The organism is Shewanella gelidimarina, from assembly GCF_023283945.1.
In the GTDB taxonomy this organism is placed as follows: domain Bacteria; phylum Pseudomonadota; class Gammaproteobacteria; order Enterobacterales; family Shewanellaceae; genus Shewanella; species Shewanella gelidimarina.
The window spans coordinates 119411-140788 of sequence record NZ_JAKIKW010000001.1 but is presented as its reverse complement, the minus strand read 5'-3'; the positions used below and the strand labels follow the sequence as shown (position 1 = coordinate 140788).

At 39.2% G+C, this 21378-nt stretch carries 19 protein-coding genes; 13 read left to right on the top strand and 6 right to left on the bottom strand.

All coding sequences use genetic code 11. The features are described from left to right. Window positions 1-44: 44 nt before the first annotated feature. A complete protein-coding gene (locus L2729_RS00630) occupies window positions 45-1052 on the top strand; it encodes an FAD:protein FMN transferase (protein ID WP_248986495.1) in 1008 nt (335 codons plus the stop codon). Between the two features lie 496 nt (window positions 1053-1548). Here L2729_RS00630 and prlC read toward each other — a convergent pair whose 3' ends face one another. Further along, window positions 1549-3588 (bottom strand): oligopeptidase A, encoded by a 2040-nt coding sequence (prlC, locus tag L2729_RS00625; protein ID WP_248986494.1) that lies wholly within the window; start codon window positions 3586-3588, stop codon window positions 1549-1551. A 273-nt stretch (window positions 3589-3861) separates the two neighbouring features. Between prlC and L2729_RS00620 the strand changes: the two genes are divergently transcribed. The 8 genes from L2729_RS00620 (at window position 3862) to L2729_RS00585 (ending at window position 13085) form a co-directional block, all read left to right on the top strand. Further along, complete coding sequence (locus L2729_RS00620; RefSeq protein ID WP_248986493.1) at window positions 3862-4647, top strand: hypothetical protein; 786 nt, start codon at window positions 3862-3864, stop codon at window positions 4645-4647. 112 nt (window positions 4648-4759) lie between these two features. After that, on the top strand, window positions 4760-5227 hold the full coding sequence (locus L2729_RS00615; protein WP_248986492.1) for a hypothetical protein: 468 nt from the start codon (window positions 4760-4762) through the stop codon (window positions 5225-5227). Between the two features lie 320 nt (window positions 5228-5547). Then, window positions 5548-6906: a glutathione-disulfide reductase gene (gorA, locus tag L2729_RS00610; protein WP_248986491.1), complete on the top strand. Its 1359-nt coding sequence runs from the start codon at window positions 5548-5550 to the stop codon at window positions 6904-6906. Between the two features lie 152 nt (window positions 6907-7058). Then, window positions 7059-8381, top strand: a complete 1323-nt coding sequence (locus L2729_RS00605) for a tyrosine-type recombinase/integrase (protein WP_248986490.1) — start codon at window positions 7059-7061, stop codon at window positions 8379-8381. After that, window positions 8374-10125, top strand: coding sequence for a hypothetical protein (locus L2729_RS00600; RefSeq protein WP_248986489.1), 1752 nt, complete (start codon window positions 8374-8376; stop codon window positions 10123-10125). Before L2729_RS00605 ends, L2729_RS00600 begins: the two co-directional genes overlap by 8 nt. Then, entirely contained in the window at window positions 10125-12164 is a 2040-nt protein-coding gene (locus tag L2729_RS00595; protein WP_248986488.1) for a hypothetical protein, read from the top strand. The genes L2729_RS00600 and L2729_RS00595 overlap by 1 nt, the downstream gene beginning before the upstream one ends. Window positions 12165-12166: 2 nt before the next feature. Continuing rightward, entirely contained in the window at window positions 12167-12625 is a 459-nt protein-coding gene (locus L2729_RS00590) for a hypothetical protein (protein WP_248986487.1), read from the top strand. Window positions 12626-12761: 136 nt separating this feature from the next. Continuing rightward, window positions 12762-13085, top strand: a complete 324-nt coding sequence (locus L2729_RS00585) for a hypothetical protein (protein ID WP_248986486.1) — start codon at window positions 12762-12764, stop codon at window positions 13083-13085. Between the two features lie 412 nt (window positions 13086-13497). Here L2729_RS00585 and L2729_RS00580 read toward each other — a convergent pair whose 3' ends face one another. After that, window positions 13498-13992, bottom strand: coding sequence for a hypothetical protein (locus L2729_RS00580; RefSeq protein ID WP_248986485.1), 495 nt, complete (start codon window positions 13990-13992; stop codon window positions 13498-13500). A 364-nt stretch (window positions 13993-14356) separates the two neighbouring features. On the opposite strand from L2729_RS00580, the gene L2729_RS00575 reads away from it, so the two are divergent. Continuing rightward, complete coding sequence (locus L2729_RS00575; RefSeq protein ID WP_248986484.1) at window positions 14357-14575, top strand: hypothetical protein; 219 nt, start codon at window positions 14357-14359, stop codon at window positions 14573-14575. 378 nt (window positions 14576-14953) lie between these two features. Here L2729_RS00575 and L2729_RS00570 read toward each other — a convergent pair whose 3' ends face one another. After that, window positions 14954-15160 (bottom strand): helix-turn-helix domain-containing protein, encoded by a 207-nt coding sequence (locus L2729_RS00570; protein ID WP_248986483.1) that lies wholly within the window; start codon window positions 15158-15160, stop codon window positions 14954-14956. Window positions 15161-15289: 129 nt separating this feature from the next. Here L2729_RS00570 and L2729_RS00565 point away from each other — a divergent pair, with 129 nt between their 5' ends. The 3 genes from L2729_RS00565 (at window position 15290) to L2729_RS00555 (ending at window position 17824) form a co-directional block, all read left to right on the top strand. After that, window positions 15290-15829 (top strand): response regulator, encoded by a 540-nt coding sequence (locus tag L2729_RS00565; protein WP_248986482.1) that lies wholly within the window; start codon window positions 15290-15292, stop codon window positions 15827-15829. A 5-nt stretch (window positions 15830-15834) separates the two neighbouring features. Further along, the gene (locus L2729_RS00560; protein ID WP_248986481.1) at window positions 15835-17235 is read left to right on the top strand and encodes a DEAD/DEAH box helicase; all 1401 of its coding nucleotides are present in this window, start codon (window positions 15835-15837) and stop codon (window positions 17233-17235) included. A 250-nt stretch (window positions 17236-17485) separates the two neighbouring features. Beyond that, a complete protein-coding gene (locus L2729_RS00555) occupies window positions 17486-17824 on the top strand; it encodes a hypothetical protein (RefSeq protein WP_248986480.1) in 339 nt (112 codons plus the stop codon). Here the strand turns inward: L2729_RS00555 and L2729_RS00550 are convergent. The 3 genes from L2729_RS00550 to L2729_RS00540 form a co-directional block, all read right to left on the bottom strand. Then, window positions 17817-18194 (bottom strand): hypothetical protein, encoded by a 378-nt coding sequence (locus L2729_RS00550; RefSeq protein WP_248986479.1) that lies wholly within the window; start codon window positions 18192-18194, stop codon window positions 17817-17819. The genes L2729_RS00555 and L2729_RS00550 overlap by 8 nt on opposite strands. A 515-nt stretch (window positions 18195-18709) precedes the next feature. Further along, on the bottom strand, window positions 18710-19591 hold the full coding sequence (locus L2729_RS00545; protein ID WP_248986478.1) for an HNH endonuclease: 882 nt from the start codon (window positions 19589-19591) through the stop codon (window positions 18710-18712). A 1-nt stretch (window position 19592) separates the two neighbouring features. Next, window positions 19593-21206 carry an AAA family ATPase gene (locus L2729_RS00540; RefSeq protein WP_248986477.1) on the bottom strand — a complete coding sequence of 538 codons (1614 nt, stop codon included), beginning with the start codon at window positions 21204-21206 and terminating at the stop codon, window positions 19593-19595. Between the last annotated feature and the right edge of the window lie 172 nt (window positions 21207-21378).

Genomic DNA, 21378 nt, shown 5'->3' with positions numbered 1-21378 from the left:
TTAGTACTAATGAGATAGTTTTTAACTTTAGCATGAGGTCCATTATGAAACGCCTGACGATGATCTGGCTAATGTTGCTGTTATGCGTCCCCAAGGCTTGGGCTCATATCAACATAGGGCTGATAACCGGTAATACCATGGGGACTACTTACACCATACAGTTACGGTTACAGGATACGATCGCAACGAAGTCAGAGATAACAGCATTAGTAAAGCAAGAGTTGGAGCGGGTTAATGATTCTCTATCGGTGTACCGCGCAGACTCCGAAATATCGACCCTTAACGTTAATGACATTGGTGAGCCTATCCCCGTATCTAGCTATCTTTGGGATGTGTTACAGATCTCTAAATGTATTTCGGCGCAAACAGATGGCGCGCTTGATGTGACGTTGGGGCCAGTGATCGAGTTCTGGGGTTTTGGCGTTAAACAACGAGATTTACAGCATAAAAATCGTGGTCAGTTAGAACTTGCCCGCTCTAAAACAGGTATGAACGGATTTAGTTTAGCATCAACATCGGTGACAAAACTGATCCCGGGGCTAGAGATAAACCCCTCTGCAGTTGCGAAAGGCTATGGTGTTGATTGTATCGCCAAGCTGCTCAACAACCTAGGTGTACAACATTATCTGGTCGAGATTGGCGGAGAGGTGCGAACTCGAGGAGTAGCTGAAAAAGGTCGAGATTGGCAGGTTGCTGTAACTCGTCCAGAGAAGTTTAGCCTTGAAATACAGGCGTTGATAAAACTCAAAGATATGTCGATGGCGACATCAGGGAGTTACGTCAATTATATCGACAGTGGTAGTAAAAGGTTAAGTCACATTATCGATCCCACCACCGGGCAGTCTATTCAAAGTAGTGTGATCTCAGCAACAGTGCTGCACCAGCAATGTGCCGTCGCCGATGGTTTTGCGACTGCCATGATGGTTTTAAGTGTGGAACGTTCGATGCAAATTGCCAATACACTAGACCTTCCTGTAATATTAATCGAGCAGACAGATAGCGGCCTTCAAACCCATTACAGTGGCAGTATTTATCAGTATCTATCTCAATGAGGGTGATAGGCTGTCATGAAGTTTGAACAAACAATGCGTATGATTGTTGGCCTCAGCTCTCTGGTGTTACTACTATGCTGTATATTTCTAATCCTGCTAACTGCCCTAGGTTAATCAGGGTGCTGGCGACCAAAGACTAACTTGGAATGTGATCATACTAAGCATTCCAGCGAACTAAGCAGCTTATAATATGCATAATCAACATAGCACAGGCTTAATACTATTCTCTACCGGTTGAACAATGTAGGCAGAGTTTCATTGTCAGTAGCGTTTACGGGGACAAGTATAATTCGAGGAAGGTTAGCACTCTCCAGTTAACGAATGCCTTATTGCACTCAGATCCATTAGTCTTTTATGCTTCGATTTAGCCAAAATGACACTAAAAGATCCAGCGACTAAAAGATAAAATTTTCACTCTATTTAGGCATCAAGACTATATCAAATAGCAAAAAAGGCGCACTAGGCGCCTTTAAAATGATAAAAATTGACTTAACAATTAGCCATGAATACCGCAATGTCTTAGCAGAGCATCAGTCTTAGGCTCTCGCCCGCGGAAACGTTTAAACAGGGTCATAGGCTCTTCACTGCCACCCATCTCAAGGATATTCTCTAAGAAACGCTTGCCCGTTTCGGCGTTAAAGATCCCTTCTTCTTCAAATAGAGAGAACGCATCAGCAGAGAGCACTTCAGCCCATTTATAGCTGTAGTAACCTGCAGCGTAGCCACCAGCAAAGATATGCGCAAAGCCATGTTGGAAGCGGTTAAATTCAGGTGCTTTAACGACCGCCACTAACTCACGGACCTCATTTAGCTTAGCTTGGATCTCTGCGCCTTTGGCAGGGTCAAACTCTAAGTGCATCTTAAAATCAAACAGTGAAAACTCAAGCTGACGCAACATCATCATGCCTGATTGGAAGTTTTTCGCCGCCAGCATTTTATCCAACATCACCTTTGGTAACGGCTCACCCGTTTCGAAATGGCCTGAAATCTCAGCCAGAGCTTCCTCTTCATAGCACCAGTTCTCCATAAACTGACTCGGCAGTTCAACCGCGTCCCAAGGTACGCCGCTGATCCCAGAAACGCCGCCAACATCAATCTTAGTCAACATATGATGAATGCCATGGCCGAACTCATGGAACAGAGTCGTCACTTCATCATGGGTAAATAACGCGGGCTTACCAGCCACAGGCGCATTGAAATTACACGTTAGGTAAGCAACCGGATCTTGCAAACCTGCGACAGTGGCACGACGAGCACGGCAATCATCCATCCATGCACCACCGCGCTTACCTTCACGGGCGTAAAGATCTAAATAGAAACTGCCACGGTGTTCGCCTTTACTGTCGCTAATATGGAAGAAACGGACATCTTTATGCCAACTATCAAACTCTTTTTGCTCTTCGACTTTAAGGCCAAATAGGCGCGATACGGTATAAAACAGCCCAGAGAGGACTTTATCTTCTGGAAAATAGGGACGCAGTAGCTCTTGGGAGATCTCGTAGCGATGCTGTTTCAATTTCTCAGCATAAAAACCAAGATCCCATGCCGCAAGATCGACTGCACTGTATTCGCTGGCAGCAAAATCTTTAAGCTCGTTAAGTTCGGTTTCGCCTTGCGTTTTAGAACGCGCTGCAAGCTCCGTTAAAAACGCTAATACTTGTGCCGGTGTCTCGGCCATTTTCGTTGCCAATGACTTGTCGGCAAAGCTGTCAAAACCTAATAGATTAGCCAGCTCGTGGCGTAATGATAAAATTTCATCCATTAATGGACCATTATCAAATTCGCCGGCATTGGGCCCTTGATCAGATGCTCGCGTGACAAACGCACGATAACACTCTTCACGCAGCGCACGATTCTCACTGTAAGACATCACGGGTAGGTAAGAGGGGAAATCTAAGGTAAACAGCCAGCCGGTTAACTCTTTGGCTTCTGCCATCGCCGCCGCAGCCGCCACAGCAGATTCAGGTAAACCCTTTAGCTCTGCTTCATCAGTGATCAGTTTGCTCCAGGCTTGAGTTGCGTCTAATAGTTGATTAGAGAAACCACTAGTCAGTTCTGACATGCGCTTAACCAATTCACCATAACGCAGCTTGTCGTCATCACTTAAACCAATACCTGATAGTTCAAAATCACGCAGGCTATTTTCAATCATTTTCTTTTGCGCTTGTGAATAATCAGCAAACTCTGCTGATGCCGCAAGTGACTTATAGGCTTGATACAGCCCCTGATGCTGGCCGACAAAGGTGCCGTACTCAGATAACAAAGGCAGACATGCATCATGTGCAGCGCGCCATGCATCATTACTGACAACCGAATTCATATGCGATATAGGCGACCATATTTTTCCTAGTTCATCATCAGTGTCATCAAGTGGAGCAACTAAATTATCCCAACAATAGTTACCCTCATTCTTTAACACTTGTTCTATTTGCGCTCGACAGTTCGCGATACCTTGTTCAATAGCAGGCTGAATATGCTCAGGTTTAAGACTAGAAAAAGGCGGAAGCTTAGTGCTATTTAGCAAGGGGTTGCTCATGGTTGAGTCCTTAACATTCTATGTTGATAGTTAAGAGATAGGGGTTAAGAAGGCAATATTCAATGAATTGGCAATAAAACTTATGCTTCGAGGGTTTTCTAGCAGTAAAAAACACTCATTTCCTTGATGAAGGTCATATTCCAACCGTATAAACACCGCTCTGTATTGGTATTGCAAACCACTTCGCAAATACAACTTGTTATCATTTACATTTACAGCGTAAAAATTATGATGTACGGGATTTCCACTTCCTGCTAAATACTGAGTCTTGTAATGAGAAAAGCACTGCAACTTATCACCATGATCCCATTATTAATCGGATCATCTGTTGTATTAGCCGATGCTGCGTCTAATATCGATGACTCACACAATACTAAGATTATTGAAAAACTGCCGTTAGATGATAGTGGACAAGTGCATGCGCTTTTTGATCTTGGTTGGGATTCTAGCTACATTTCAGAAGGTCGAAATAATCTCGACCAAGGCGGTATCTACTGGGCAACCGCTGCAGTACAAAGAAACAATTTTAACCTATACGCAACCGTCGGGCGTGGTGATAGCCAGCACTATACCGAGTGGAACGTGGGTGTAGAGTATGCTTTCAACTTAACCGATAACCTAGGCGGCAGTGTCGGTTACCAACGTTTAGAGTTTTACGGTGACGAACGCGCCCATGATAACGAACTCTTTGGCATATTGGAGTACGCCGCCGTTGATTGGTTAGTGCCTTCGGTGAGCTATACATATTCTACAGAAGCTGCGGGCTATTTTGTCGAAGTCAGCATACACAGTAATTGGGAGCTGACACCAAACTTCAGCGTGTCTCCATACATCAGCCAAGGATTTGATTTTCAATATGTCAGCGAAGAACATGACGGTGCTAATCACTTCCAATTGGGTATTGAAGCTGAGTATCAGCTGCCTAATCAGTGGGTGCTATCAGGCCATGTCAGCCACAGTATTGCTCAAGAAGACATAAAACTCGAAGCACGAAATAACAATACAACTGCTAGCTTAGACGAAACCTATGCAGGTATTCATTTAAGCTGGAGCTTCTAACGCCTGAAAGCGTAAAGTTGAACTATAGTTTGTTGCTAATGACCCGATAAAAACCAACCTAAATGACCATCTTCAAAGGATTGAAAATGGTGTCTAACTCAGAGGACAAGGAATGTTACTCAGCCCCTATCGACACATCGCCTGTGCACTCATCCTTTTCAGCCCTTATTGTTTTGCTAATGACTCACCACCACTGCCTTTAGGCGCAGTGCTGGACGATAAAGGTCAGCCATTATTAATCCCCACACAGCCTAAAACAGCACTGAGCTATACGCCGGTTAAGCAAACAAAAACAACTCGCGTGAGTCAACCATCAAAACCAAAATCGAAAGCTAAAACCAAGAAGGTTAGCCGCAAGCAACAATTGGCGAGCCGTAAAAAGGTGGCTAATGACGCCGGTTGTCGCTGGCTGCATAGCCGCATGACTTTACTAGAGAAAAACGTAAGCCTTGGTATCAATCACCGTAATATGCACCTCCAGCAAGAACTGAATGCTAGGCAAGATGAATGGGAATGCCTGAAGTGTGGCATCGAAGGGCCAAATCAAAGTGATCATCATAGCTGCCAATATCGGCGTTAGGAGTCGCGGTAATCATGCAGGCCTTGTTGTTCGATGTCAGCGACTCGCGACACTTCATCAGTTAAATTTGAGCTGGCGACAATAGATTGAAATATGACTTATCAGCCCCCATATCAATTGATAAGCTAAAAAGTTGAAATATTTGATCTGGTTCAAATAAATATTTCAATCTACAATAGCTTCCATATCAATACGACAGCCTATAAACCTTAGATAAACGAGGGTCTTTTCACTCGACGTTAGTCCTAGTCGTATACACAAGAACAAAAGCCTCTACCCTATTTTGCTTTTGTCAGTAAGTAACTTTTTTGGAGATACACATGGCTCAACATTTTGACTATATCTGCCTCGGCGCTGGTAGTGGTGGTATCGCTTCTGGTAATCGTGCTGCTATGCGTGGCGCAAAAGTATTGGTTATTGAAGCAAAGCACGTTGGCGGCACCTGCGTAAATGTAGGCTGTGTACCTAAAAAAGTGATGTGGTATGGCGCTCATATCGCTGAATCTATGCATTTATTTGCTAAAGATTATGGTTTTGACGTTACCGTCAATAGCTTTAACTGGAACACATTAGTTGATAACCGCGAAGCTTATATTAGCCGCATACATGATGCCTACGGACGCGGTTTTGCCAGTAATAACGTCACACTGCTAAATGGTTACGGTAAGTTCGTTAATGCGAACACTATTGAAGTGGATGGCGAGCATTACACCGCTGACCATATCCTTATTGCCACTGGTGGCGCACCAACCATTCCGAATATTCCTGGTGCCGAGCACGGTATTGATTCAGACGGGTTCTTTGCACTGCGCGAACAACCTAAACGTGTTGCTGTTGTTGGCGCTGGTTATATTGCCGTTGAGCTCGCAGGCGTATTACACGCATTAGGCAGCGAAACCCATTTATTAGTGCGTAAACATGCGCCGCTACGTAGTTTTGATCCCATTTTAATTGATACCCTTGTTGAAGCAATGGATATCAACGGGCCAACATTACATACCCACAGCACGCCAAAAGCAGTGCTTAAAAATGAAGATGGCAGCCTAACACTAGAGCTTGAAAATGGTGAGAGTATTACCGTTGATAGTCTAATTTGGGCGATTGGACGCTCACCTTCTACTGGAAATATCGGCCTAGAAAACACTGACGTAAAGCTAAACCCGAAAGGTTATGTCGTCACTGACGATCAGCAAAATACCACCGCTAAAGGTATTTATTGTGTTGGCGACATTATGGAAGGCGGCGTAGAGCTGACTCCAGTGGCAGTAAAAGCTGGCCGCCTATTATCAGAGCGTCTATTTGGCAATATGCCGAATGCCAAAATGGATTACAGCGTTATTCCAACGGTAGTATTCAGTCATCCGCCAATTGGTACCATGGGATTAACAGAACCTGAAGCTGAAGCGCAATTTGGTAAAGATAACATCACCGTTTATACCTCTGGCTTTACCTCAATGTACACTGCCATTACCGCTCACCGTGAAGCATGTAAGATGAAGCTTATTTGTGCCGGCGAAGATGAAGTGGTTGTGGGTATTCATGGCATTGGTTTTGGTATGGATGAAATCCTTCAAGGATTCGGCGTCGCGATGAAGATGGGCGCGACCAAAGCAGACTTTGATTCTGTTGTTGCAATTCATCCAACAGGGTCTGAAGAATTCGTTACTATGACACGTTAGTGTAGAAAAGCTACCCAACTACTTTCACTTTTCAGGAAAATCTTATAAGCTATCGCATATTAAAGCTATGCGACAGCTTTTTTAAAACGAGGTGTTTTCGTGTTCTTTTTAAAGAACAGGGGTCTTCTTCGTTTTAATAAAGAGGTTTTATAGTGAAATTAATCCATTCCAGTTCTGTTTTTAAAGAAACAAATTTACAAATCCATAATAATGGTTCATATCATTGCCTTCCATCTGAACATAACATTGGTTCCCTTCCAACTTTATTTAGTCAGGATGGCCTATTCCTTTGTGAACCAAACAGCTACTTTTTTTATCTAAAAGCCATAAAACGAGCTAAAGACCTCAGCCCATCCAGTCGTGCTCTCCTCAAATACTATCAGTTCCTAGAAGATGAACTACTAGCATGGGATCATACCCCTCCTATAAAAAGACTAAAACCCACCTATCTGTTCCGATCGCACTTACTTAAATTAGTCAAACAAGGTGATCTGGCACATAGCACTGCTAACGCATACATGAATCACGTTAAAAATTTTTACTTGTGGACGATGCACGAAAGATATCTAACTATTCATCGAGAGCAAGAAGCCCCCTTTAAAATAGAGTTCGTACAAGTAAAAAACCAAGGACTATTAGCACATATCCACCCAACCTTTGCTATACAAACCAGCGACTTGCGCATAAAAGCACCAAGAAATGCCAATTGTCAGAATATACGTCCGTTATCCCCTCTTAGCCGCGATTCTTTATCACTTCTGACTCAATTCCTCCCAGAAGTCTCAGAAGAATTACGCCTACAGGTATTGATTTCAATTGATTCAGGCATGCGAATTGAAGAAATAGCAACATTAACACTTGATGCTTTGGAGACCGCTACAGCCATTGCAGAAAGCGAGCACCGCTTTGAAATATTGTTGTGCCCACAAATGACAGGGGTTCAAACAAAATACGGTAAAACTAGACATGTTGAAATCTCAGCTCAATTATTGCACTCATTAAAAGATTACAAAATTTCAGAACGTAGGCTCAATCGTGTGAGTAAGTTAAATGAAAAAATTAGAAAGCTTAACACTGAAAACCACCAATTTAAGCAAGCTCTAGTTGAATTATTAGAGCAAAGTAAACGTCACGAACCACTCTTTGTTAGCCAGCAAGGCAACCCTGTCTCCTCCATGTCCTTAGGAGCTAGATGGGGCGAATTCAGAGCTAACTTAGTAAGTGCTGGGTCCATATTTACACATCGGTTTCATGACTTGCGTTCTACTTACGGAACATATCGTATGAGTGGTTTGCTAGAGGCGAAACTACCTGTAGCCGATTGCATGGAACTCTTAATGGGGTGGATGGGACATAATAATGAGAGTACAACCTGGAAATATCTAAAGTTTTTAAAGCGCAAAGAAGCCTTCAAAGTTAAGTTTGGCCTCTTAGATAGCATCATGCACGAAGCACTAGGAAGTTGTGATGACTGAGATAACCTACTTGACTGGATGGAAACCAGAGTTGTGTATTCAGCTGCATGACGATCATAATCGCAGAGCCGATTTTAACCGCTTCTTAGTGAAGAACCTACCAAGCACTAAGGAGTTACAACAAGAAAATTATTTTATCGATGCTAATCGAAAAGAAATTGTTCTTAACATGAGAGACCGGTTTCAAGAATCCATTGATGAAGGGGGTAGCCATTATTCACTGTATTTTACCTTTAATACGACCTATCAATACCTTAAATGGTGCGACAAAGAAAACATTAGAGCATTTACAAAATTATCCATTGAAGAGTACATGGGTGCGTTGTATCAAAAAGTTCTTTTAGGTTCACTAAAGAAAAGTACTTATAAAAAGAATCGCTCACGATTATTTACCACCTTTACACAAAACCTTGATTTACCTGCAAATTGGTTCGTGAACATTACAGTCCTGGATTCAAGTGATACAGAATCCTTTGAAGCATACTCACGAAGCGATTTAAATCAATTACTTCCTTTTTTAATAAAGCTTTTTAATCAAACTTATGAACAATTTATAGAAAACCCCAGCAAACACATTGAAGCACACAAGTTCACTCAAACAATGGTGTTTCGGTGGAAAGGAGATACATTCAAGCTGCGTAGTGGCATATCGAAAATGATGTCCTCGGCAACCTTTTTACTGGCTTATTACACATACACTAATACAAGTGATTTGTTCAAATTAAAACAACCTAAAAACACCTCATTCTCTGTAGGCGAAACCTGGTACACCATGCCAGTTTATAAGCGTAGAGCATTTAAAATGATTCAGGTTGAAATGGGTGAGCATGGTGTCTTAGAAATACCTAAGCATTCAACAACCTTTTTTGACAGGTTACTAAAAGCTTCAAGAATTTTAAATAAAGGTGATGACGCATTGCTGCTTAAAACTATCGCCGATAAACAACTAAGGCCTATGAAGGCAACGACACTCCAGGACTTTATAAGACTATGGATAGAAAAACATTTTACCTTTACTGACCAAACAGGAAGACGACTTAGGCCCGTAATAAGTCGCTTTCGTGAAACCGGTTCTCAACTTACAGCTTATCGGCAGGGAAAGTTGGCTAATGATATTATGCTGAATAATACGCCTAATACCCGCAAAAAAAGCTACTCAACGGGCAATAAATACACCAATATTGGCATGATGCAAGATACGCTTTCAATAAGGCAAGAACAAGCACAAGCAAAGGTCAGTACAAAAGAAGCACAACAAAACATAGCTATTAAAGTATTAGTCATCGAGCAAGAGTACAAAGCCCATATACCTAATCTCAGTAATACTCCAAATGGCGGAAGTTGCGCCAACCCCTTTAATAAAAAAGCCGAAAAGTATACAAGAAAGGCTTTACGTCACGGACTAGCTAAAAAAGGTGAGAGGCTTGCTTGTGCGGATTTACTAGCTTGTTTTGGCTGCCCAGAACAAGTAATTGTTCAATCTGTTCACAATATTTGGTGTTTGCTCTCATTTAAGCTTTGTATTGAAGAGGCTATGTATCTACACCTAGATGCTCACCACTATCGTAAAAATTTTGAGAGTGTCATTCATTTTATTGAAAATAAAATCCTTCCAAAACTAAAGAAAAAACTTATTAAACAAGCTGAATTACGCATATGTAATGAGGGCCAACATCCTCTTTGGTCTGATTCGGACTCAATTCTTGAGTTACTCCCATCACAATCCAATAAGGGGCATTCATAATGGATACTTCACAACTTTATCTTGTCGACTTTCCTGAAGAGCTCAAAATAAAAGACCTTGATATTGTGACGCTTTACCATCAAAACCGATTTGAGGAGCTTGATGCGGTTACCGTTTGCAGAGACAGCAACGGCGATATAACCGCAACATTTGAGGAAGAGACTTGGAAATTAATGCCATTTGCTCGACGAAAAATTAAGAATAGTTTTGACTTTAGTGAGTTCAAACATTCTCCTAGATTAATGAATGAACTAAAATTAGTCACCTACGGGCGGTTATTTAATAAAAACCCACAAGGGCGCAAAGCCTGTTCTTTCTCTGCAATAGAGAGTGAATTGTCAAAAAATAAAATAGCCTATCGTTTTTTACTAGAAAACCATTACACATCTTTATCACAACTATCAAATCCTAAGACTTGGCAGAAATTTGAAGAGTACTTAATCTGTAATTCGTATGCTCAACGTACTTTAGAGTCAATGTTTGTAGCGATAAATAACTTACTAAAACTATCAGGCTGGCACCATTTAAAACTAGAGTTCAACCCAATAAAAAAAGCATTATCCTCAAAATTAAGTGACAAAATACTCCAACAAACACTGGTTATTCCTGAACGCCTTTCTGATGTAATTTACGGTCAAGCTATTAAATTAGTTAATGAGGCACTTCCTCACAAAGAGTTAATTGCGGAAACAGAAAAAGCATTGCAGGACAACTACCTTGAGGGTAAACGAACCCTTGATGAGAAACTTAAGAACGGCTCCACATTTACGTTTTTGGGCGAAAGTAAAAATATAGTCGATCACCGAAAATATGTCATGGCAATTGCAGATAACCTACCACAAACCCTAAGTGATATCATTGCGCCACTGGCAAGGAAAGTAGAAAATACACAGCTTAATAATGGAAATGACTTTCATCGTTACCTTGGGCAACTAATCACGTCATGCTACATCATTTGTGGTGGGTTTAGTGGGATGCGAGATTCCGAACTTGATAAGTTAACACCGGATAGCTACTACAAGGATACCTTTGAGGGTCGAGACTATCACATGTTGCAATCACACACCTTTAAGCTAGGTGAAAAGCGAGAAACCTGGGTAGTAGCACCGGCAGCACAACAGGCTATCGAGTTAGTAACAACCCTCACAAAATATTGGCGTAAAGAGGTTAGTTACCCTCATACAAAGTACAACAATACAGTTTGGGTAAATCAACCTTACAGATCTAAAGCTCCTCGTCTCATCAACTATTGGAACAAACGCCTTCAACTTTTCTGCAAGCAGTTTGATTTTGTCGTCACGCAAGAGGACTATCAGGAGTGCATAGATTCCAACCCAGCATCACTCAACAAGATAAAAGAGATTGTTAACGTAGGAGAGCCTTGGCCCATAGCAACACATCAGTTTAGGAGATCTCTAGCGTTCTATTGTATTAAGAACAGATTCGGCACAGCCATTGCCCTAAAGCAACAATTTAAACATTTATATTTAGCCATGACTGAGTGGTACACCAATGGAGGTAAATTGGCTAGTATTCGAGGTTTAAGGGTCGATGATAAAATTCAAAAAGCCTTGGATATTGTTAATGCAGAAACAACCGCCAATAAGATTTTTAATCAATGGCACTCAGATGCTCACTTATCTGGTTCTCACGGCAAAACTATTATAAAAATGCGTGATAATGTCCCACACATTTACAGCTCTTGGGAAGTTATCTATCAAGCGATAAAAGGTGGAAGATTAACCTTACATAGTACTGCACACAGTTATTGTAAGGCTGGATATGACTGCGATATGGATGGCATTATCACTCCACAATTCTGCGTTGATTGTTCATCAGGTAGCAGCATTATTGATGATAAACAAGCTAGATGGTGGCAGAAAAAACACAAAAGTTTAGTTGCATATATGGGGTTAGCTGATGATATTTCGGTGACAGATAGAAGCCATTACATCACCCAAATTCGAGCCGCTGAGATCGTGATGTCCGATTTTGATATGGAATTTACACCCTTTGAGGCTGAATTAAAGGTCACTTAATTATGAATAAGAGCGAAAACACATTACTGTTATTAGAGGCAGCACTAGAGCGTATTTCGCAGGGTAAACCTAAGCGCATTCTGGCTACACGAAAGCTAAGTGTTAGAGCTGTTGAAGAAGAAGCGAACCTAGGTAATGGCAGTGGTTATTACTACCCTGAGTTTGTTGATAAAGTTAAACAGGTCAAAGTTGATATTGCTGAAGCAAAAGGCGAATACGTTCAACCTGAAATTCAATCAGTACGCCTTAAACTCAATGAACAGAAGCGTATTAAACAAAACTACAAAGAGAAGTACTTAGCAGTAAGAGAACAGCTCGCCAGCTTTGCTGCTGCACAGCATCACCTCAATGATAAGTTAGTGCAATCTTTAGCAAGAATTGATGACTTAGAATTTGAAAATGCGAGTCTTAGGGATGGGCTTGTTAAATTAAAGCGAAGTATCATTGTACCTATTAAGTAACATAACTGAAGCCCATACTTGGAGAATCTAAGGTGGGCTAAAAAGATTTTCAATAGAAATGGCTTATAGTTACAGTGTAACTAGGGGTGTTAGTACTAAATCATTAATTACAGTGTAACTATTTATTAGAGACTATATGAAAAAAGCTGAATTACTAAAAACAGAACACTCTGTTCAGCTACGGTGGTTGAGCAATCAGCTAGATAACATTAGCCGTAACAATCGTTCTTTCAGTAGTAAAAATGAAGTGGTTGAACGGGCTTTCGATAAATTAAACTCGGGTCTCATTATTGCTGATGCAGATTTAGAACACTTTATCTTTATTCACCTCTCAAAGATTAGCCAACAGCGATTAGTGACCACGTTACGTGTTAACAAGAAACGAATGGGGTTGGGTGTAGAACGTTTGCAGGTCGATCTTTCTTCATTAAACAACGGTCGCTTAAATCAAATTTTGTAACGCTCGCGTAGTTTTGGCACCCTTGCTAGGAGTTTACGAACATATCAATATAACATATTGATATTAAAGGGTAACCCTCATCTTTTTGTAACATTCTGGTTAACCACTTCGCGAAGTTGAGCAAGAACAGTTATCGGGTCCATTGTTAATCCACATGAAAAACCTAAGCAATTTAAACATAGAGGTTATATCTTTATACTCAATTCTATCTTTAACCCAAACTTGAAAATATCATTAAAACACCAATAATCATTAAAGAGATTACGGTGTTAAAAGCAATCTTAGCTTGCCTCATTCGCTCACTTTTATTTGTATGCAATTTGTACACATGCAAACAATTACGTAAGCTACAAAAGTAACGACCTCAGAGTCTTGATTGAACAATCTAGTACAATCTTATAGAGCTTATTTACTACTGCGGAGCCCCCCCTTCATATGGTTTAAAAATGTTCATGATGCGGTCATAGTCAACAGGTTTAATATTAGCCTTTTCAGTACTCAACATACCTCCCAGTCGAGCTAACAACTTATTATACTCTATGGGTATTTGTTGGAGCTCTTTAATACGATCCTCATTTCGTGATATTTCTTCATGAAGATAATTGTTTTCAGACATAATCTGTTTATTTTTTAACATTGAAATTATACGTAATGCTTTATTAGTGAATTTAAACACATCCTTACCTTTACTTTTCTTTAACACTTCGAGCTCAATCAAAGTTCTGAAAAAATTGAAGTTTCTATATTTATCAATGGCAAAACTCGGATCTTCGGCAAGCTTATCTAATAGATCGAGCCTCTTGAATGGCTTAGATTCGAATTCCTCACTTACACCAATTTCAAACGCAGTATTTAAGATAAACAATTCTAGGCCAGCTAAGTCTGTTAAGGCTTCTAATAATGTCATATATATCTCTATAGATCGTTGATCTGAATTTATTCAGTCTATTTACAAAAAAAAATTAGTCAACAAAATTAATCTTATGTTAATACTATGAATGATATAGCTTTAGTTACCACTGCGGATTATCAAAATACAAGTGTACTTAAAGGAAATACTAATTGATTAGCCAGATTTTACTAAAACACATTGAGTATAGCAGAGTCGTCGTTCTTACTCGTTTTGGTGCAAAAGCTTGTTAGAGCATTAAATCTCACTAATCTTTAAATTAATTAGAAAACGGAGGTTACCACTTAAAGCTTGCCTCATTCACATCAACCAATTAATGTAACTTTGCTAGCTCAAACTTTTGAATTTTTGAGAGGTTTTTATGGACGAACCGAATATTAAGACGATACGAAAAAACTTAGGTGTGGATGAACATACTCCATTCTTTGGTTACTTGATTTACCGCGCAGATTCAGATGAGTTTTTAGCAAAATTCGACATCTCATCCGAACGTGTTCTTAAGGGATGGCATAAACTCCCAGACCAAGCAAAACCATTCAAAAAAGTATTAGAAGCCAACAGGGTAAGCAAATCGCGGTAGGATCATTGGATAACGATATAGTAACTGAGAATTAATTTATGTACTTCTTGATTACTATGCACTCGGACCCTAGATTCTACGATCTTAAATGCCAGCAAGTTCTCCCTGAATTAGATTACATTGAATCGCTCACAAAGACGTTTATTCATAACGGTGAAGTTCGTACAGTAAAATTAGCATCCACAAGCTTCATGAGTGGTGAAAATGATTGGATGGTTTCTTGCCCAAGAAAAGCAATTGAACAATTACGAGAGCTTGATATACATCCTTTCAGGACAAAAGGTGAAGCTCGGGAGTTTGCGAAATTCAATCAGCTAGATTCATTTCGATATCTCAGCATCTAGCTCAACTATCTGGGTACATACAAGTGTAAAAATCTTAAGGCAAGAGCACTCTAACATCACACTCCAATACTTCAGCCAACTGGTATGCTTTTTCTAGCGTGATATTGACTTCACCACGTTCGATTCTTCCTGCATAACTACGATCAATCTCAGCTAAAAGTGCCAATTTATCTTGAGATATTCCCATTTCTTTACGTTTGCTCCGTAATTTCAAGCCAAATTGGATCGCTAAGTCTTTCATTTATCATCTCGTTAAAGATAAAGACTATCCAAAGTTGCGGCTTATAAAGCCACGGATTATAATCCGCATTTAGTTTATAATGTTCTTCTACACCTAAGAACTAGTGATTAACCCCCTTGTGAGAAAGTCATGCCGAAAGTTTCAATCAAAATATGCGCTACGTTGCATACTATTCTCCAGGACGAGAGCTTTAATAATTTCCAAGTGGTGCAGTTACGCGATGCCTTTCAAACTGCGTCAACGAGTAAACAAAGTGTTAGCGAAACTTATAAATATATTTATCGACAGGTAACCAGATTCACTAAGAAAGGCATCCTGAAAAAAAATGTACGCGCTAATTCAAAAATTGCGACATACCAGAAGTCAGAACAGTTCTACCAAACAAATTTTTCTATCGAACCCAATCACAGTCAAGTCGGGCAAACACCGAAGGTGATTAATAGTGTCGAAAAAAACGCTATCCAGTTGCTAAAAGAACGCCTCAAGCAATCTGAAGTTGATCTGCTAGCCTGCATTGGAGAGTCAGAAGAATATATGCGGCTATACAAATCCTTCCCAGAGATGAAGGAACACCTTGAGTCTCAATACATGCTTGCTCGTGAAAACAGCTCAAAACTACTTGGGCAGATCAAAGCTATCAAGTCCGTAATCACGCATCAGCAGAAGTAACTCCAATGCAATTAAGACAATGGCAATCAGAGTGCGTCAATCGCGCTCTGGAACACTTTAATGCCAATCAAAGGCACTTCCTCTGTCTAGCAACTCCTGGAGCTGGTAAGACGATTATGGGGGCAGAGGTCGCAGCTGAATTGTTTGAGCAAGACCTTATCGATTTTGTATTGTGCTTTTCACCTTCAGTAAACATCTCGCAAGGTATTCAAAAAACATTTTCACACCGGTTGGAGTGCCGCTTTGATGGTGTAATTGGATCTGTAGGTTGTTCTTATACCTATCAAGGAATGCTTTCTTTTAAAGGGGATTTCTGGCAATTACTTAAAAGAAATCGAGTATTGGTAATCTTTGATGAGATCCATCATTGCTCTGGTAGTACTCTTGAAGATGCCAATGCTTGGGGGGAAGAGATCTTACTCAACATACAAGATCAAGCAGCTTACACCTTAGCGTTGACTGGTACGCCTTGGCGCTCAGATAAGGCACCAATTGCCCTATCTCGATATGTTTATCCCGACAACCAAATACAGTGCGACTATGTTTACGGCTTAAGAGAAGCAATAACAGACGGTGTATGTCGCAGCCCTAAGATAGTGTTGATTGATAATGAAAACATTTCAGTTACTGACGAAGAAAATGAAACCAAAATGTTCAATTGTCTGGAAGATTTACTTAAAGGTTCATCAGTGTCTTACCTGTCGGTAATCAAAAATGATGAAGCTATTAGACATATCCTAACCCTAGCGACAAGAAAACTTGAAGATATAAGACAGGACAACCCTAATGCCGCAGGGCTTATCGTCGCATCATCGATAAATCACGCTTCATATATTCTAAATATTCTCAGGAATGAATATGCTCAAACCGTCCAAATAGTTACCTATAAAGAAGACCGAGCTTCGCTCAAAATCAATGCATTTAGAAGCAGTACAACGAACTGGATTGTCAGTGTAGGAATGATTAGCGAAGGTACAGATATCCCTCGCTTACAAGTTTGTTGCCACCTTAGTAGAGTTAAAACTGAGCTCTATTTTAGACAGGTATTAGGTCGGACTTTACGGGTAAGCCAAGCTTCTAATCAAGAGGCTTGGTTCTATACCTTTGCAGAACCAAAGCTTGTAAATTATGCATATCGAATTGATATCGAACTACCAGATTCAAATGTGATCATAAGAGATCCAGTTAAATCAGTTGATCAATCACGTCAAAAGAAAGAGTCTAAACTCGAAACGATTAAGGCATCCGCCGCCTTTGATGACAGCTCAATCACCTTTACGGAGTTTCACAATAACAAAGAGTCAGATCCCAACCCTCAAAGTAACAACAGCCCACGCTTCGATTCATTAGATTTTTCAGGCGGATTTAGAGAGCAAGTCGTTTCAACCTTCGACTCACCATTTTGACACGGAATATGCGTATACAAAAACACTTAAACAGGTTGATTCGGCTATAGAGTTACATCTACCAGTAATCAATAGAGAAGCCGGTAAGCAGGTCTTACTACAAAGCCATGAGCACATTACTGTTGCTGGATATTCAGCAACACCTGAGTATAAATTATTGCTTTCAAATCTTGATAAATCACATTCCAATATCTCGCTTATTTATCGAAATACAGATTTTATATACCAGCTGATAACTGAAAAATATTATATGAATCAAGATACAACCCCATACATCACGACTGGAGTGTACCGAACTCTATTTAGCAAACATGAACCCGCATTGCAGGGCATATCAAGTAGTTTAATAGCGCATTTAGCTCTCAAAGGCTACTTGGTTGTTGGTAGTCAGCAGCTACGACCTGAAACAAAACGCTTTTGGCTAAAGAGACTTTACGAGGTAGTCGACTCTGAATTTCTCAATCAATTCGGTAAGACACAACAAGATCAAACCGTGATAGTACAAAACTCTGAGCTATTGATGAACCTATTAAAACAAAATACTACATTTGTCATATCAGGACTTCAGAAAAAGCCGAGTTTCACTTAGGTATGCCTAGACTATCAATGGAGCTAATAACAGGTTCAAATTCTGCATTCTCGCCATTAGTTAAAAAATCGATTGGCTTCTCACCATTGAATGGACTGTTATGGTTACTCATATTCATGAAACCATAAATGTTTTTGGGATTGTTAAAAACAGTCCTTAAACCGGCATGGATATTCAATATGTAACTAACCCGCTCTTGTTGTTCATGACTAAAGATCATTGACTCTATGTCTTGAAACTCAGAACCAGCGGGTAGTAATAGCAAACATCTAACCTGCTGTTTGCTACATTGCCATTTAGCCAAGATATTTAGAACAGTTGTCACTCCGATTCTTACAACATGAGGATCTTGTAAATTAACTTGTTTCATAGAACCTCATAGCCAGCAAATTACACTATAAATTAAGAGAAAACTTCAACTATAACTAAATGCTATCATAATATCTCAATCAACAAATTATTGGACAGAAAAGTTTTAGATCATTGAGTCGAATAAGCCTGACTATGATTAGAAAAGTATCTTAAATTATCAGAAACCCCTAATTAGTTCCAACCCCTTTATCCGATAAAAGAGCAAGTATGCTTTTAAACAAATCTCACAGTTTTACGCTTAACTTCGGCGATATATTCGATAAAAAACTGGCAAGTTCTTTACAGCATCGAAAAATTGAAGACGTTCAATCTCCAAGGGCGATCTCACTCTCAATAGAGATCTTAGGAAAGTTTAGGGAGAAGGTTATTTCGACTTTCGATTCGCCATTTTGAAGTTTAATGCTTATTCATGGTATAACCACAAATAAGCTTTAAACTACTATTAAATTTAAGGAATATGTTTAAAATCGACTCCATTTAAACATCATTTAACATACCATCGGACAACAAAGTTCAAGTAGGGACACCACCATTTCTAACAAATTTGTTGTGATGTTGAGTAATAAAAGCAAGTACATTTGGTGAGTTCAATATTCCATATAAAAAAATAGAATCCCAGTTATTTAAAGTTCCAGAACTAGAATCATTCCACCTTAAATCTTGCTCGATCAACTCCTTTATTTTTAACTCCGTCAAAGATCCTTTTTCAAACAGGCCTCTTATTGCTAATCCAGGTTGATTCACTAATTTGCACCACAGAGTACGAGATAGATACTTTTCAATTCCAGATCGTTTGACGATATTTTCTACATGATACTTTATTGAATTAATTTCTGGGTGATTTGGTTGTAGATATACTATTTCAACTTTTACCCAACGGAAGTCGTTATTAGTAGAGATTAAACATGAAATTTGCCTTGTTTCAAATGCATCATCAAAATAAGGATGAAGGACTCGCGCTCTGGTAATTGGATTCCCTTTTAAAGCAGTGCCACGTCTAATATTACACCTACATGCTGGAACTAGATTTTTTGAGAAAATAGCCCACTCAGGATAATCAGATTTAGGCAACACATGATCTAAAGACCAGGGGAACTTCCCTCCACACATTGAACAGATTTCATCATGCGTATCTCTCATGTTTTTAATAAATTTTAATTCATCTTCTTGCCTATTTTCGTAGCTATTTATAAGAGACTTTTTTAGTTCTTCTGAAACTACATTTGGTATGATGTTCCAAGCATTCCCCCGCTCTTGTATATAATTTCTATACTGCATTTTTATTGAGTTTTGGTTGATTCTCAAACAAGGGTTGATAGATGTCAGAGCATCGTTACTCGTCAGCCTTATTAAATGCCTATCATCATTTTGTACAGGTATTGGTAATTTTTTCATTCTAACCATCCATCATTGTCTGTAAATCCATTAACGCTGATAAAGACAGTTCCTTGTTCAATTTTTCGTTAACAGATTCAAAACTTAGATGTTTTATGTTTTTGTATATTTTCTTTGTTAATTTACTATTAATATCTTCTTCAAAAACAAATTGAGATATCGAGTCAACATCGGCCCCAAAAGTGCGGAGTCGAGGAGAAATGATTTCAATATTACCATCGTCACTCCTATTAAAAATATGTACTTGTTCTCTCGGAACTTCTCTTACAAAGTATGCTGAATGTGTGGCTATTAGCGCTTGTGAACCAGTAGCTTCAAGTAAGCTATCAAGCATACCAACAAAATCAGTAATCATATTAGGGTGAAGATGTGTTTCAGGCTCATCCATTAAGACAAATGAACCATTTTCAATGTATAAACTACACTGCAAAGCAAATTTGAAGAATGTTAATTGTCCGCTACTTAGAGGATGAAGTTTTTCTTCTGCATAAAATTTAGGCTCTTCATTTCGATCAAATTGATCAATAAACTCGACAGTGGACAAGCTATCATCCAAAGTTCCAAATTTACTAATCATTTCAACAGTATTAGATTTAGTTTTAAAAGCAATTTTTTCGACCGGTAAACTCATAGATATAGCAGACCAAAAAAAGTCCCATCGGCTTTTTTCTTTCACCGAATCTCTATTTCTCCCCAATTGAATTAATGTTTCTGCAATCCCACGAGATAATTTAGATTTAGTGCTTCGAGTAAAATTTAGACGGCGATAAAATAGTTTTTGCTGTTTAATCCGTTCTCCAGGAAATGTATTTCTTGTTTCACCAGGAGTACTAATTGCAATCATTCTATTTATCATAGGTCTATCAAAATTTTGGTCTATATCTCGCAACACACCAGTTTCGTCAGTCATCTTCAACGCTAACCGACTAAATTTCCTAAGTGCTTGGCTCTTACCTACACCATTTTTCCCTATTAATACATTAATACGCTTAGGTATTAAACTGTCTGATTCATAGCGTAAATTAATTTCATGTTCGTTATTAAAACCATCCAATTTAAAATTCAGTAATAAATTTTTCGATATTACTGAGACATCTTCATCTTCTAGGCCTGAGAGTAAGGTATCAGCATTATGAAATGCAAAAAATGATTCAGATTTACGCATAAATTTTTGTTTAAAAACTCTGCTACTTAACGCCTCATCAAACCAATCTGTTTGTGACTGCTTATAGTAAACCAAGTCATTGATAGACATTAAAAATAAACCAGCTAATTCTGGACCACTTTCTCTTACAATATTACGATACTCTTGCATATTTGGTAAAAGAGTAAAGAAACGAGTTCTCTTTTCCTTATCTTTTTTATATAAACCTTCAAACAACATACGATCATTTTCAATGTGCAGCTTTTTAGATTCGAGGGGAACATCTAACGCAGGTAATAAACCTATCATTAGATAACCCTCTATAAACTTTTCACTATCGGGATAGCAAAACATAAAACGGTATAGGCTAGCATCTGATTTCTCGTAGCTATCTATATCAATAGTGATTTGACCAGGGGAAGGAAACGTTCCATAATTCCCAAAAACCACTTCTAACTTCTGACCTTCCATTGGAGGTTCTCCGAATAAATTATTAATAACTAGCAACACTATTCACATGAAAATTATAAAGTTCTACCTGATACATCCTCCTGATTCACAATAGACATTTAAAGCTGACCTATTTTCAATAGATAACCATAATTGATACATGTAAGCTATGATTCCGGACATATTTTTCTCA

Coding starts and splice junctions, on each gene's coding strand:
- L2729_RS00630 (WP_248986495.1), top strand. CDS start 45: ATGAAACGCCTGACGATGATCTGGCTAATGTTGCTGTTATGCGTCCCC.
- prlC (WP_248986494.1), bottom strand. CDS start 3,588: ATGAGCAACCCCTTGCTAAATAGCACTAAGCTTCCGCCTTTTTCTAGT.
- L2729_RS00620 (WP_248986493.1), top strand. CDS start 3,862: ATGAGAAAAGCACTGCAACTTATCACCATGATCCCATTATTAATCGGA.
- L2729_RS00615 (WP_248986492.1), top strand. CDS start 4,760: ATGTTACTCAGCCCCTATCGACACATCGCCTGTGCACTCATCCTTTTC.
- gorA (WP_248986491.1), top strand. CDS start 5,548: ATGGCTCAACATTTTGACTATATCTGCCTCGGCGCTGGTAGTGGTGGT.
- L2729_RS00600 (WP_248986489.1), top strand. CDS start 8,374: ATGACTGAGATAACCTACTTGACTGGATGGAAACCAGAGTTGTGTATT.
- L2729_RS00595 (WP_248986488.1), top strand. CDS start 10,125: ATGGATACTTCACAACTTTATCTTGTCGACTTTCCTGAAGAGCTCAAA.
- L2729_RS00590 (WP_248986487.1), top strand. CDS start 12,167: ATGAATAAGAGCGAAAACACATTACTGTTATTAGAGGCAGCACTAGAG.
- L2729_RS00585 (WP_248986486.1), top strand. CDS start 12,762: ATGAAAAAAGCTGAATTACTAAAAACAGAACACTCTGTTCAGCTACGG.
- L2729_RS00580 (WP_248986485.1), bottom strand. CDS start 13,992: ATGACATTATTAGAAGCCTTAACAGACTTAGCTGGCCTAGAATTGTTT.
- L2729_RS00575 (WP_248986484.1), top strand. CDS start 14,357: ATGGACGAACCGAATATTAAGACGATACGAAAAAACTTAGGTGTGGAT.
- L2729_RS00570 (WP_248986483.1), bottom strand. CDS start 15,160: ATGAAAGACTTAGCGATCCAATTTGGCTTGAAATTACGGAGCAAACGT.
- L2729_RS00565 (WP_248986482.1), top strand. CDS start 15,290: ATGCCGAAAGTTTCAATCAAAATATGCGCTACGTTGCATACTATTCTC.
- L2729_RS00560 (WP_248986481.1), top strand. CDS start 15,835: ATGCAATTAAGACAATGGCAATCAGAGTGCGTCAATCGCGCTCTGGAA.
- L2729_RS00555 (WP_248986480.1), top strand. CDS start 17,486: ATGAATCAAGATACAACCCCATACATCACGACTGGAGTGTACCGAACT.
- L2729_RS00550 (WP_248986479.1), bottom strand. CDS start 18,194: ATGAAACAAGTTAATTTACAAGATCCTCATGTTGTAAGAATCGGAGTG.
- L2729_RS00545 (WP_248986478.1), bottom strand. CDS start 19,591: ATGAAAAAATTACCAATACCTGTACAAAATGATGATAGGCATTTAATA.
- L2729_RS00540 (WP_248986477.1), bottom strand. CDS start 21,206: ATGGAAGGTCAGAAGTTAGAAGTGGTTTTTGGGAATTATGGAACGTTT.